This is a genomic window from Runella limosa DSM 17973, from assembly GCF_000482465.1.
In the GTDB taxonomy this organism is placed as follows: domain Bacteria; phylum Bacteroidota; class Bacteroidia; order Cytophagales; family Spirosomataceae; genus Runella; species Runella limosa.
The window spans coordinates 354,227-368,511 of the sequence record NZ_KI519420.1 but is presented as its reverse complement, the minus strand read 5'-3'; the positions used below and the strand labels follow the sequence as shown (position 1 = coordinate 368,511).

At 47.4% G+C, this 14,285-nt stretch carries 10 protein-coding genes; 6 read left to right on the top strand and 4 right to left on the bottom strand.

What is annotated here, in order from left to right; all coding sequences use genetic code 11:
- Positions 1 to 43: 43 nt before the first annotated feature.
- On the bottom strand, positions 44 to 1,855 hold the full coding sequence (locus tag K339_RS0111525) for an acyl-CoA dehydrogenase FadE (protein WP_028523707.1): 1,812 nt from the start codon (positions 1,853 to 1,855) through the stop codon (positions 44 to 46).
- 205 nt (positions 1,856 to 2,060) lie between these two features.
- Between K339_RS0111525 and K339_RS37870 the strand changes: the two genes are divergently transcribed.
- The 3 genes from K339_RS37870 to K339_RS0111510 all read left to right on the top strand — a co-directional run bounded on the left by K339_RS37870 (position 2,061) and on the right by K339_RS0111510 (position 5,060).
- Positions 2,061 to 2,348 carry a DUF6169 family protein gene (locus K339_RS37870; RefSeq protein ID WP_169731850.1) on the top strand — a complete coding sequence of 96 codons (288 nt, stop codon included), beginning with the start codon at positions 2,061 to 2,063 and terminating at the stop codon, positions 2,346 to 2,348.
- Positions 2,345 to 3,832, top strand: coding sequence for an Asp-tRNA(Asn)/Glu-tRNA(Gln) amidotransferase subunit GatB (gatB, locus tag K339_RS0111515; RefSeq protein WP_028523706.1), 1,488 nt, complete (start codon positions 2,345 to 2,347; stop codon positions 3,830 to 3,832). The genes K339_RS37870 and gatB overlap by 4 nt, the downstream gene beginning before the upstream one ends.
- Before the next feature lie 142 nt (positions 3,833 to 3,974).
- Positions 3,975 to 5,060: a T9SS type A sorting domain-containing protein gene (locus tag K339_RS0111510; protein WP_028523705.1), complete on the top strand. Its 1,086-nt coding sequence runs from the start codon at positions 3,975 to 3,977 to the stop codon at positions 5,058 to 5,060.
- Positions 5,061 to 5,072: 12 nt separating this feature from the next.
- Here the strand turns inward: K339_RS0111510 and K339_RS0111505 are convergent, their stop codons facing one another.
- From K339_RS0111505 to hemH, 3 genes are all read right to left on the bottom strand, one after another.
- The gene (locus tag K339_RS0111505) at positions 5,073 to 7,259 is read right to left on the bottom strand and encodes an alpha-galactosidase (protein ID WP_051397961.1); all 2,187 of its coding nucleotides are present in this window, start codon (positions 7,257 to 7,259) and stop codon (positions 5,073 to 5,075) included.
- Between the two features lie 52 nt (positions 7,260 to 7,311).
- Positions 7,312 to 9,465 (bottom strand): TIM-barrel domain-containing protein, encoded by a 2,154-nt coding sequence (locus K339_RS0111500; RefSeq protein ID WP_028523703.1) that lies wholly within the window; start codon positions 9,463 to 9,465, stop codon positions 7,312 to 7,314.
- 248 nt (positions 9,466 to 9,713) lie between these two features.
- The gene (gene hemH, locus K339_RS0111495; RefSeq protein ID WP_028523702.1) at positions 9,714 to 10,775 is read right to left on the bottom strand and encodes a ferrochelatase; all 1,062 of its coding nucleotides are present in this window, start codon (positions 10,773 to 10,775) and stop codon (positions 9,714 to 9,716) included.
- A gap of 177 nt (positions 10,776 to 10,952) precedes the next feature.
- On the opposite strand from hemH, the gene K339_RS0111490 reads away from it, so the two are divergent.
- Genes K339_RS0111490 through K339_RS0111480 form a run of 3 tightly spaced genes read left to right on the top strand, consistent with a single transcriptional unit; the run spans position 10,953 to position 14,282 of the window.
- Positions 10,953 to 11,855: an N-acetylneuraminate synthase family protein gene (locus K339_RS0111490; RefSeq protein WP_028523701.1), complete on the top strand. Its 903-nt coding sequence runs from the start codon at positions 10,953 to 10,955 to the stop codon at positions 11,853 to 11,855.
- A 5-nt stretch (positions 11,856 to 11,860) separates the two neighbouring features.
- Positions 11,861 to 12,595, top strand: coding sequence for an acylneuraminate cytidylyltransferase family protein (locus K339_RS0111485; protein ID WP_028523700.1), 735 nt, complete (start codon positions 11,861 to 11,863; stop codon positions 12,593 to 12,595).
- A 28-nt stretch (positions 12,596 to 12,623) separates the two neighbouring features.
- Positions 12,624 to 14,282, top strand: coding sequence for an LTA synthase family protein (locus tag K339_RS0111480; protein ID WP_028523699.1), 1,659 nt, complete (start codon positions 12,624 to 12,626; stop codon positions 14,280 to 14,282).
- Positions 14,283 to 14,285 lie beyond the last annotated feature (3 nt).

Here is a 14,285-nt window from a genome sequence, read left to right as displayed (position 1 = left end):
CAACTATTTGGTTCTTAGCTTAAAGTGTAACTATGTTCGTTGATTAAAAAACGTATTTGTTCTCGGCAATCATCGCATCTGCGATACGACGACGTGCGTTTTTGGTATTAAATGGCTCAATTTTCGTGAAGCGTTTCAAGCCCATGAGCATCACGCGAAGCTCATCGCCTTCAGCAAACGACATAATAGCCGATTTACCAGCACTGTTCACTTTTTCTACCGCTTCGTGTAAATAACACATAGCCAGGTCTTTCTGCAATGCGCAAGCCGCTTCGCCTTTGATACCGATTAGTTTTTCGGTACGCAAAACGGCTGATTCTGCCGCATAAATCTCAATGGCCATATCGGCAACATTCATCAAGACTTCTTGCTCGTCCGAAAGTTTCATCATAAACTTCTGCACAGCTGCTCCTGCTACCATCAAGGCTGCTTTTTTCAAGTTTTTGATTACTTTTTTCTCCGCCGCAAAAGGCACCTCATCGTCAGTGCTGCTAAAATCAGGAATCGACATGATTTCTTTGGCTACGGCCATCGCAGGCCCCATCAAATCAAGCTCACCTTTCATCGCACGTTTGAGCATCATATCGACCGTCAACATGCGGTTGATTTCGTTTGTACCTTCAAAAATACGGTTGATACGGCTATCGCGGTACGCGCGATCCATCGGTGCATCGGCCGAGAAGCCCATACCTCCATATACTTGCACCCCTTCATCTACCACATAATCAAGCACTTCCGATCCGTGTACTTTCATCATGGCGCACTCAATGGCAAACTGTTCCAAGGCTTTTAATTTCGCTTCAGCGTCGTTTACACCCTTTGCTTTGAGGTCTTCAATGGCATCGTCGATGTTTTGTCCTGCACGATACGAAGCCGACTCGGTAGCGTACAATTTCACGGCCATTTCGCCCAATTTGTGCTTAATAGCGCCAAAATTGCTAATCGCCGTTCCGAATTGTTTACGTTCGTTGGCGTATTGTACCGCCTGTGCTGCTACTTGTTTCGCGCCACCCATGGTAGCTGCTGCTAGTTTGATACGGCCAATGTTAAGGATATTAACCGCAATCTTAAATCCATTTCCACGGTCTGAAAGCATATTTTCAACGGGAACGTGGCAATCGTTGAAGAAAACCTGACGCGTATCCGAGCCTTTAATACCCATTTTGTGCTCGGGTTCATTCATCGTAATTCCACCAAACGTTTTCTCTACGATGAAAGCCGTCAAATTTTTATCGGTCTTGCCGCCTTCTTCGATTTTGGCAAATACAATAAATACATCGGCAAAACCACCGTTGGTAATCCACATTTTCTGGCCGTTGAGCACGTAGCTTTTGCCATCTTCACTCAACACTGCTTTGGTTTTTCCCGAGTTTGCATCCGAACCCGAATCTGGCTCCGTCAAGCAGTAAGCTGCTTTCCATTCGCCAGAAGCTAACTTTGGTAAGTAGTTTAATTTCTGTTCTTCGTTGCCGTAATAAACAATAGGCAATGTACCGATACCCGTGTGCGCCGACAATGCGACTGAGAAGGAATTTCCTGCCCCCGTTGCCTCAGCGACAAGCATCGACGTATTAAAGTTCATGCCAAATCCGCCATATTCTTCAGGAACCGCCGTTCCCAACAAACCCAACTCCCCTGCTTTATCAAGCAATGATGACATCAATTCAGGAGATTTTGCTTTGTCGATTTCTTCCACGCGAGGCCAAATTTCAGTCGCCAAAAAATCACGGCACGACTGGGCAATCATCAACTGTTCTTCGGTAAACTCTTCGGGAATAAACACTTGAGAGGCTTCCGTATCTTTAATCAAGAATTCTCCACCTTTGATACTGGCACGGTTTTCTACGGTTGTCATGGTTTTTCAGGAATTTTTAAACTGTTGTTATGCTTGCATACAAAATTAGAACAAACAAAAATAGTATGCAAGCATACTATTAAAAATTTTTAGCGGTTGAATTACTATCTTTGTAAAAAAAATCCAACGAGCATGGAAACTATCGCAAAAACAGAGGAGCAGTTGCGCCAAGAGCGGGCAGTAGCCTGGGCGAAACGGACTCATTATGTTTACGATAGCAGATATCGTAACCGATTTTTTCAAAAGTCGCGAACGAATTATCGTTTACATCTGTGACACCGCTGATGCACGACATCTCGCCCGCTCCCGAAAATTTGGGCTATGGTTTGAGAAATTTAAAACAACTCAATTCATGAAAGTTGATGCCTCTATTACAGACGAAATGGGGGTCATTTATATGAATGCCTTAATTTTACACCGCGAGAATCCTTACTTTGTAGAAATCATCGACGCCTTCCGAAAAGTGACGGGAGGCTATTCTGAAGATAAATGACCGAAACGCTTACACTATCGCCCGAAGTACTCGCCAAGTACGAAATCGTAATTGGCTTAGAAGTACACTGTCAGTTACAGACCCAAACCAAGATTTTTGCGGCCGACGCCAACCAGTTTGGTAGCGACCCCAATACCAATATCAGTGTCATTACATTGGCTCACCCAGGTACTCTCCCAAAATTGAACAAAAAAGCCGTTGAGTACGCTGTTCGGATGGGGATTGCGTGTGGATGCGAAATCACTCGCCACACAATTTTTGACCGTAAAAACTACTTTTATCCCGACCTACCCAAAGGCTATCAATTGTCGCAAGACAAAGCCCCTATTTGTGTGGGAGGGGGAATTCCTGTTTCGTTCAAAGATAAAGCAGGAAAAACCGTGGAACGGACAGTAAAAATTCACCACATTCACTTAGAAGAAGATGCGGGAAAATCGGTACACGATGGCGCCGCTACGGATACCTTGCTTGACTACAACCGCGCAGGAACGCCGCTCATCGAAATGGTTACTGATCCTTGCATCGGTTCGGCCGAAGAAGCGGGTGCGTTTTTGACAGCCGTTCGCCAATTGGTTCGTTTTATTGACATTTGCGATGGCAACATGGAAGAAGGTTCGCTCCGCTGCGATTTGAATATTTCGGTGCGTTTGAAAGGGGCAACTGAATTTGGCACAAAGGTGGAAGTCAAAAACATGAACTCCATCCGAAACGTCATGAAAGCCGTGGAGACAGAATTTCCTCGTCAAGTACAAATGGTCGAAAACGGTGAGACGATTTTGCAAGAAACGCGGATGTTTGACCCCGAAACGGGCGAAACTTCAGGGATGAGACTAAAGGAAACGATGAACGATTATCGTTATTTTCCCGAACCTGATTTGGCTCCCGTGTTTATTTCGGACGAATGGATGAACCAAATTCAAGCCGAAATGCCTCCGTTACCACGCGTTTTGTTCGAAAAATTCACCACTCAGTATGGGCTTTCGGCAGGTCATGCCACTACCCTCGTTGACACCAAAGACGTGGCGTTTTACTTTGAAGCACTCGGAGCCACTTGTGGCAATTACCAAGCTGCGGCCAACTGGGTATTAGGCCCCGTAAAAACTTTCTTAAACGAAAACAACGACGCAACGGCCGAACAGTTCCCGCTTTCGCCCGCTCAATTGGCTGAAGTCATTAAATTGGTAGAAAGCAATCAAGTAAGTCATACCACTGCTTCGCAAAAGCTATTGCCTGTTTTACTCGAAAACCCGTCTCTATCGCCGCTTGACGTTGCCCAGCAAAACAATTGGTTACAAAACAGCGACGCAGGTGCGCTGGAGACCATTGTAGATGAGGTACTAGCGTCGATGCCCGACAAGGTAAAAGAATTCAAAAAAGGCAAAAAAGGCTTGATGGGCTTGTTTGTGGGCGAAGTGATGAAAAAATCAAAAGGCAGCGCCGACCCGAAAGTTGTCAATCAATTGTTGGGGCAAAAGCTCGCCTAGTCTCTGTCGCCATTGTTGCCTAGTTAGAAGCTAGGCAACAATGGCGGCTTTTCTTTTTTCTTTGGCTAAAATTTTACCAACTGAAAATATACTAACTTCTAATATTCAGGCGTTTAAATAGAAACTCTATCTACATAACGCCATGAAAAAACTGTCTATATTCTTCTTTTTTTGGGGCATTGTTTTGACTTCTTATGCCACCCATCTCAAGGGAGGCTACATTCGCGTTGCACGAACTTCTACCCCTGGTTTAACTTATTCCATTACAGTTTACTTATTGATGGCTGCCGCTGAGGGGCAAAGTAGCATCAACGTTTGCACGGGAGAAAACGGCCAAACAATAACGGCTTCTCGCCAAGCTCGACAGCTTTTATCGCAAGGGGCGGTTTCACTGAATACTTATCAAGCCCAATACACCTACGCAACTCCCAACACATTTACGGTATCGGTAGCTCTCGAAAATCGCGGTGACAACATTTCTAATTTCAACGCCATAAATACCCCTTTTTACATTCAAACAACTTTTTCAGCCAACGTCACCAATACTACACCAACGTTCAACGATGCCATCGGTACGTACGTTGCGAGCACTTGGCAAACCTTCAATGGGGACTTTCGTGCCACCGACACCGAAGGAGACAGCCTTGTGTATCGAATTAGTAAAAGTAAGACCACCCGCACAACCTCTTGCACTGGAGAAGTTATCAGCTCGTACCTTTACCCCAATGAAGTAACCCGCGAAGGTACGTTTAGGGTTGATTCAAGAACAGGCTCGTTGGCATGGAACGCTCCCACTAAAATTGGGTATTATAGCTTTGTAGTCATCGTGGAAGAATGGAGAAACGGCGTCCGTATCAGCGAATCCCAGTACGAAACCACCCTTCCCGTGGGCGATTTTGGGGGTACACCCATTCAGGTTCCGCCCTTTGAAGTTCCTGATAACCCTTCTGGCATCATTACGGGAGTAGATCATTTGGAGACAAACAAACTTATCCTCGTTCCCTCCATAGCTCATACTAGAATCAATGTCATTTGGCAAGGGAAAACCACTTTACCTATTGTTTTTCAGCTTATTGACATGACGGGCAAGGTACTTGCAGAATATCAATCGTTGGGATTGTCTTCCCTGCACGAACACAGTTTTGATACGACACAGCTCTCTGCGGGCACTTATTTGGTTCGAATAAATGCCGACAGAGTCGCTACGGGTAAATTTATTAAACAGTAATCATTCAGTCGGTTACTCCACTGTAAACCACGTATAACTTTCAGGGTCAATCGTGACGGTCAACGATACTTCGTAGTTGCGGTTGAGGGTGTATTTTTTGGCAGTTGCCCCTTTTTCTTTAAACGTAGCGGACGACGTCAAGCCTGTGTAATACAGCGGAACGTTGATTGTCCGCGTGATGCGCTCTTTGGTCGGGTTATACAGCATGAGAAACCCCTTCTGCTTCTGTTGCGGGTCAACATGGATAAAACCATCCCAGTCGCGACCATCGGCGCGGCGCAGGTGAATCATGTCGGCGTTCAGAATGTCGCGGTACTGTTTGTACCACGCCACCGTTTTCGACACCAGCTGACGGGTGGTTTCGGTATCGTACAGGCGCGGGCCACGGTAACAAGCCTGCACACCCGCTCCGTAGTACTGCACCATTAGCTGTTCATAATCCGTCAAATGCTCGCTCAATGGCTCCAGCACCGCCTCGGGCCCACCGCCCTGATAACGCGTCAACGGCACAAAGCCCCAACTCATGGAAGCCGTTTTTTCCATCGTGCCATCGTGAATGTTCTGGCGGTTCAGAATACGCTGCTGCTCGCGCGACAACGAGAAATTCACTTCCCGATACCCGATGGCGATTTTGTGCGTACCGTCCAGAAAATACCAGTCTGGGGCGTTGATGTACACCCCGCGCTCGTTCAGCCAACGATATAATTCCTTCTGGATTTCCATCTGTCGCCACTGCGAATCGTCCAACCCTTTGTGGCCTGGATGTACGGTTGAGCCGCACACATCGCCTGGGTAAGGGCCGTCGTTTTCCCAGATGTCAAACCCTGTTTTTGCAAAAAAGTGCTTGATTTTATTGCGGTAAGCTAGTCCCCATTTACTGCCAAAACAAGGGGCATGACCAAAAAACGCGCCGCCGGGCTTACCCGTTTTCGGATCAACCACGTCGTCTTCGTCACTGATGCGTCGGCTACTGAACAGCGAATACCCACCCAATAAAATGTTTTTGCTATGCGCATAATCGGCCAATTCTTTCCAGCGAGCAATATTTTTGGCCGTGCTATCTTCCATATTGAGGTGACTGCCGAAACTCAGAATGACCGCTTCGTAACCCGTGGCGGCGCATTGGTCAATACAACTCCTGACTTCCTGATCATTTTTGCTCACCAAGTGCATAAAAATCGGATTTTGGGTCGTCCACGGCGCCACCGTTCGGTACATTTTCCGAATCATCATCCCTCGCCGCTGACGGTCATAGCTATCCATCAACAACTCATGCGTCCGCACCGATTTGAACACCTCATTGGGTTGAAGATCAATGCCCGGGGCTTTTTCGGGATATACTTCCAGCAGGCAAGGTGTTTCAAAATTATAATTTACCTGCGAGGTATAAGTCGAGTCAATTTTCCAGTGCGTAGTCTGGTCGCTGATGTCGTAGCGCATGGCGTTGTTGAAGGCGTAGTTCGTTTCTACGTACATACCGTGCTGTTTTTTCATTTCCGTAGGCTTACCCACGACGGCACTTTCTTCTTCCACCAATGCCAATACCTCGTTGACCACCCGATTGAGTTTAAGCCCACCCGTTTGTTTATTTTCAACCGACACCCACTTGACAATCAACGGAATACCGTCATACAGTTCATAGTTAACCGTCACTTCCAGCCCTTTCACGGCTTCGGCCTGCGCTTTATAGCGGAAGGTCAGCACTTTGCCCGAAGGGCCTTTTTGGGTCGCTGCCCACGAATTGGCTTTCCAGTTCACAAACGGTTTTATTTCCGATACTGAATGACCCGCTGCTACAAAATCGTCTTTACCGACGGTAAATTTATCAACCCATTCGGGCAACAAATAAGCATTTTCTTTTTGACCCATTAACCCGCCGATGTTGTACATTTTTCCGTTGACTACGATTTTGGCTTCGGGCTTAACGGCCCGTAAAAGTTGTTGACCGTTCGACAGATTTTTGTAATCAATACAGGCGACGTTGGGTTCGATGCGAAAAACGCGCTTGACCAGTCCGTTGTACAAAATGATGTTTTTGCCTTCCGTAATGACTTCAGCCTTTTGGGTAACGGGTGTTACCAGCCAGTCAACGGTTGCGGGTTGGTTGTAGCGGGGTTGGGTTTGGGCGTGTGCTGTCAGGGCAGCGAAGATCACATAAAGCCGCAATATCTTGCGGCTTAGTTTGGAAAGATTTTTCATTAGAGATAGTATTTTCAACTCCCCGAGGGTTTTAAACGCTCGGGGAGTTTATTTACGGAGTCATAAATTCCCAGTTAATTTTTGTTGAATACCCAAACGGCTTTCCGCTGGTGGGCGTATCCATTTCGCCTTTGAGCCTACTATCAGCGCCTTTCGTTACCGATAATCGGGTAAACGAACGCGCCCCTTTTTCAAAGTCAAAGGTCGTTCCATCATCATCATAAAGCTGAAAACTTCCTGTCGCCGTGCCGTAGTGACGAACGGTTAGCGGAAGTACTTCACCATTTTTAGGAGCTTGCCGACGGGTCGTTGTCATCGGGATAATGCCACCATCTTTTACAAACAGCGGAATTTTGTCCAATGCAGGCGTAACGGTAATTACCTGATTTTCGCCAACCTCTTTCCCCGTGTAGAAATCATACCATTTGCCCTGTGGCAGATATACCTCGCGGCTTTTTTCGCCCGCAAACATCGGCGCCACCAACAGGTAATCGCCCATCATGTACTGGTCTTTGATGTCTTTTTTGATGCTCATGGCGTACGGATTACCCGTCGCGTCAAACGTTCCTGCCACCGTCACCGACTTAAAACCAAACCCTTCGACCAGATTCATCGCCCTGAACGGCGGTTTTCCCTCAAACCGATACTGAGCAAACGTAGAATAAAGATAGGGTAATAGCTGCATCCTGAGATTTGCCACGTCGCGAACGGCTTGTTCTACCTCAGGAAACGACCACGGCTTCGTGCCATCGGCCCAGGCATTGAGCATGGCCATCGGCGAAAAACAAACCGACTGCATCCGACGTACCCATTCTTCGGCCGTTTTGGAAGCGCGCACCTCAGGCGTCCAGAGGACACCGATAAAACTACTATTTACCAATGCCGTAATAAAGTCTTTATGACTGTAATAATCGTTGTAAATCACGTACGGAAAACTGCTCGCGCCCGCGTTGGATGCCCGCACCAGCCCATACGTCCGTTTATTAATTTCCCTGAACCAGCTCCCCGTCATCTGCTGCACCATCAGCCCGTAGGTTTGTCGCATTTGCTCGGCACTCGTTCCCGACGGAAAGGTGGCCACATCAGGCCAAATCCAGTTGTCATAGCCGTCCACCTCGTCGATTTTGTAGCCGCCCACTCCGATGTTGAGGTGCTGACTCATAAAATGCTCTTTAAATAACTGCCGAGCCTGCGGCATCGTAAAATCAGGCACAATCCCGTTCCAAACCGTGTGTGAACCCGTAAAAGGTTTGATTTTGGGGTACAACGTCCCGACGGGCGACACGTACGGGTTCATCCAGAGATTAGCGCTAATGCCTTTATCAGCCAGTTTTTTCAAGAAACCTTTGGGGTCGGGAAAACGGGTTTTCTCCCACTCAAACGTACACGGGTAGGCCATGCTGTGCCAACCCGGCTCAACGCCGATGAAGTCGAGCGGAAAATTGTGTTCTTCAAAGCTCTGTACTTCGTTCAGAATGTCGTCCTGTGAGTACAAAGTCGGTACGCGCTGGGTGAAACCTAGACCCCATTTTGGGGGCAAATAACCGCCGCCGTTCATGAGGTTATACCGTTGCACCACGTTCATGGGCGTAGGTCCGCCAAAGACATACAGCGTTGCCCCTTCGGCAGGAACGAGCATTTCCACCGCATCAGAATACGGCTGGGCTTCCCATTTTTTGTCGGTGTTGCGGTCGCGCAGGACGGGCGGGTGTTTGGCATCGGTTCGCACGGCCGTACCCGCATAGACCGTGATGTAACGCGCGGCATCTACCAGTACGCCGTAGCCTTTGGACGATACATAAAAAGGCACGGGAGCGTGGGTACGGCCATTGTCTTTACTGCCGTAGTGGTCAACGTGCAGCTCCATGATTCGTCCGCGCTGATTGACGGTCTGGAAATTCAGGCCCAGCCCAAACAGCTGCTCGCCTTCTTCCAGCGGAAAGCGCAGGTACGTTTTACCGTCGATAACCCGCACGCTGATGTCGGTTTTTGCCAGCGGAAACGGCGTTTTAGGCAAGGCTGCCAGTGCTGTCAGGTTGGGTTTGGCGCCCGCAGCGCTCAGTAAGCTGATTTTCTCAGGCTTGCCCGCCGTGGCTTTCCAAATGCCAGGCTGCACTTCCTGCCACTGGGGCGGAGCTTGGGCTCGGGAACAATGAAGTACTGTAAAGAGTAGAAATGTGAGGAACAGACGTCGTTGGTGTTGCATGAAATCGGAAGGTTAGCAATTATCCCAATAGAACATTAGAGACAAAAGCCAACTCTCCTTATAAACTCACCATTTTTTGAACGACTTTGATTTCTATACCGCGCGGTTGTGAGCAACCGCTACACACGCGGAAGCGTGGTTGTGAGCAACCACTTTCACCAACAAACGCGGTTGTGAGCAACCGCTGACACGTTTTCCGTGGTTGTAAGCAACCACGGGCACGGAATGGCAACCACGGGCACGGGGCGCTAACACGTTTTGACTAAATCCACTAACGTTTCTACCCAAATCGGGCTATCGTTGAGGCTTTCGACCAAATCCCAGTGTTTACCACCTTCTTTTTCAAATACTTCTTTGTATTCTTCACCTACTTCGAGGGTGGTTTCGAGGCAATCGGCAACAAAAGCGGGAGAGAAAGCTAAAACGCTCTTCATTCCTTTTTTGGGAAGCTCTTTGATAACGTCTTCAGTGTAGGGCTTAATCCACGGGTCGTTGCCCAATCGTGACTGAAAACAGGTGGTATATTTTCCTTCAGGAATGTTGAGGGCTTTTACTAACAATCGAGTCGTTTCAAAACACTGCGCGCGGTAGCAGTGTTGGTTCATCGCGTGTAAGGTATCGCAGCAGCTGCCCAGTTTGCATACCTCTTTGGTACAATCTCCTTTGCGAATTTGGCGTTCAGGCAACCCGTGATAACTGAAGATAAAATGGTCGTAACTATTGGCTTGCAGGTATTTTTGAGCATTTTGGACAAATCCTTGCAAAAATTTAGGATGTGCCAAAAACTGGTTCACAAACTTTACCGAAGGCATCACTTGCCACTTAGACAACACTCGCATTACTTCTTCATATACCGAACCTGTGGTGGCGGAAGCATATTGAGGGAAGAATGGAATGACGATGATTTCGGTCAAGCCCATTTTTTGGAACTCCATCAATCGTGATTCAATACTTGGATTTTGATAACGCATTCCTAGTTTGACTACGTAATCGTCGCCCAACGCTTCTTGCAGCATTTTTTCAACCGCCAACCCATACACTTTCAGCGGTGAGCCTTCGGGAAGCCATACTTCTTTGTAGGTTTTGGCCGATTTTGGCGAGCGAAACGGTGCAATGATGCCATTAACCAACAAAAAACGAGGGATAAACGGAATGTCAATCACTCGCCCATCCATCAAAAATTCACGTAAATATTTGCGAACATCGGGGGTGTTGGGGCTATCAGGCGTACCGAGGTTTACAATAAAAACCCCCGTTTTACCAATATTTTTGGAAGTACTCGAACTAGGTTGCGACACAGATTGATTCATATTCATTAAAATACCTATCATTGTAACTCAATTCGAGGAAAAAAGTTCCTACGAATTTTTATACAAATATACGAGGTAACTAGCACGGTGGATTGGAACACAATAGCCAAAACTCAAAATCAACCGTTACCTTTGTGACCTTTTTGCTTCTAAAAACAAATCCAAATTGCACGTACTATGGCATTCAAATTTGATTATCGTAAACCCTTGGTCATTTCCGAAATTGGCTGTAACCACATGGGTGACTTTGAAATCGCTAAAGAACTTATCAAGTTGTCGAAAGACTGCGGTGCCGATTACGCTAAATTTCAGAAGCGAAATGCCCGCGAATTGCTCACCGACGAACAATACAACACCCCTCACCCCGTACCCTACAACGCGTACGGAAATACTTACGGCGCGCACCGCGAATTTTTAGAGTTTACGTGGGAACAACACGCTGACCTCAAAGAGTACGCCGAGTCGATTGGCATTGGCTACGCCACCTCGGTGTGGGACATTACCTCCGCCCGAGAAATCGCCGCCCTTAAACCCGATTTTATCAAAGTTCCATCGGCTTGTAACAATCATTACGACATGCTTCAGTTTCTTCGGGACGAGTACGCGGGCGATATTCATATTTCTTCGGGAATGACGACGCTTGATGAAATTGAAGAATTGGTCAAGTTTTTTGAAGTGACCAACCAAGCCAAAAGTCGATTGGTGTTGTACAATTGTACGTCGGGCTATCCTGTGCCTTTCAAAGACATTTGTTTACTGGAAATCAATCGTTTGTACGAACATTACGATCACCGAGTCAAAGAAATTGGGTTTTCGGGGCATCATTTGGGCATTGCCGCCGACGTTGCCGCCTATACTTTGGGCGCGCGCTGGATTGAACGCCATTTCACCAAAGACCGTACGTGGAAAGGAACGGACCACGCTGCCTCGCTTGAAGTTCCAGGTCTTCAAAAACTGGTACGGGACTTGACCCAAATCCAACAAGCCCTTACGTTTAAAAACAAGGAAATTTTGGACATCGAAGCCGAACAGCGCCATAAGCTCAAATATCGAAAAAATACAACTCCTCTTGCCTCCTAATTTTTATGGTGCAACCAAACGTTTTAGCCATCGTCCAAGCCCGCGGCGGAAGCAAAGGGCTTCCCAATAAAAACTTACTGCCCCTTGCTGGACATCCCTTGGTGGCGTACAGTGTCAAAGCCGCCCTCGAAACCCCGTCCATTACCAGAACCATCATTTCAACCGACTCCGAAGCCATTGCGGAGGCAGCCCAAAAATACGGCGCCGAAGTTCCGTTTATACGTCCCGCAGAGTTTGCACAAGACTTAAGCACTGATTTTGATGTATTTACGCACGCCCTCAACTGGTTTTGGGAAAACGAAGGCTATCGCCCCGACCTCGTCGTACAGCTACGGCCTACGTCGCCCGTTCGGTCGGTTCGGCACATCGACGATGCCATTCAGACGCTTTGGAATACCCCCGAAGCCGATAGCATTCGCACCATTACTCCTACCCCCATCACGCCGTATAAAATGTGGGTATATGACCCCGAAACGGCTACGATGAAACCGCTTTTGAGCCACCCTACTCTTCCTGAGTTTTACAATGAACCCCGTCAAAAACTCCCGCCCGTACATTGGCATATCGGGAACCTCGACGTCATTCGTCCGCACGTTATTTTGGAGAAAAAATCCATGTCAGGCTATCCTATTTTACCTTACGTCTTGCCTTTTGAGTATGCCATCGACATCGACGACCTTGCTGGTTTTCGCAAAGCCGAAGAAACCATGAATCAGGTCGAATGTGTCCGATTTGAGTAACACCTAGTTTCCAAAAACGTTATTCCTCATGCTCAAAAAACTCGCTATTTTAGCCGCAGCTAGCCTTCCCGTTTTATTTTTCTTTTGGTACGCCTATCATTTTAGCACCCCTTTTCCCAACGAGGACGATATTCCTGCCATTTTGGCTTTTATTAATCAGGCTTTTCCGTTTACTCCCGAAGCAGGACGATTGCTCTTTGTACCGTTTCGGGAACACGTGATTCTTCCCGCCAAACTCATTGCCTACCTCCAAGTGGCCGTCACGGGGCAAATGGATTTGAAAATGATAATTTTTCTGGGTAACCTTTTTTGGGTACGGATTTTATGGCTATTGTATCGTCTTTCGCAAGAAGCCAAGCTTCCAACACTGTATTTTTTGCCCGTTCCCTTCTTTCTTTTTCAGGTTCAGTTTTCCGAAACGGCGCTTTGGCCCATGGCACTTTGGTCTAACCTGATTGTGGTTTGGCTGGCGGTTGAATCGTTCAACTTATTGATTTCGGAGAAGAAAGAATTTTGGCGTTTTGGCTTGGCTTTTTTTCTCGGACTCACCGCCACCTTTTCCAACGGCAACGGTTTGTTGGTCTTGTTGATTGGTTTTGGGGTATTATTGTTTCAAAGAGCCGCCCCCAAACGCCTTGTTTTGTGGGGAACCGCCAGCGTTCTTGTAATTTTGGCTTACCAATGGGCCAAATCGCTCGGGATTCCTGACACTTTTTACGGAGTTCAAAAAAATCCGTTGAAATGGCTGCTAGGAAGCATGATTTTCGTGGGAAACTACGGTGATTTTATTTCAGGAAGCCTCAAAAAAGTAGCATTAGGACTTGGGTTTGTGCTTACGGCCGCACTTGTGGTGATTAATTTGGGACAATGGAAAAAGCCTTCGTACGGCACTTCTTTCCATTTTCGAATGCTGGTCTTCTTTTTGTTTATTCTCGCAACGGCGGGAGGCGTTTCCATTTTACGCACCGAACCCGTTGGGCTAGATGCGATGTACTTGGGACGCTATCGGCATTATTCTGCATTGGCCGTAGCCCTTGTTTATTTGAGTAGTATGGTGTATTTGTATCCAAAACGCCACGCAAACTGGCTTTTTGCGGGAACGATGGCCGCAAGCCTTGTAGTAGGAGCGTTTTCTTACTACCGCGACTGGGGCTATCGCTACATGGACAATCAGCGTTTTTTTACCGACGCCTACAACATGCAGCACAACAACGCGCTGTATCTTGAAATGCCCGCTCCTCAGGAATTTGCCAGTATTTTTCAAGAAACTTTGGCCAAAAACCTACTGAAAGCCGACCTCACTAGCTTGGCGGACTTTAAGTGGCCTAGCTCTTCGGAAAAACTACCCTTGGCGCCCATCACCCTACACGTTGATCAATCTGCCGATACGACGCGTTGTGTGGAAGCATATACCGTACAATCAACCACGCCACAGTTTGAGCTTACGCCAAACGCTATGTGGTTTTGGGCACTGAAGAGCGACCAACACGCATTCTTGTATCCTACAACTTCGCTCAAGACGAAGCCTGCGCAATTTGTGCGGCAACGAACGTACTTCCAACCTGGTTTTGTGGGAGAATTGGCGACGTGTCAGCTTCCCGAAGGAGAATATCAGTTGTTTTTGGTGCATTTGGCCGAAAATAAAAAAGTGCAATTTTACACTACCAAGCAGACGATACGACCTTAGATT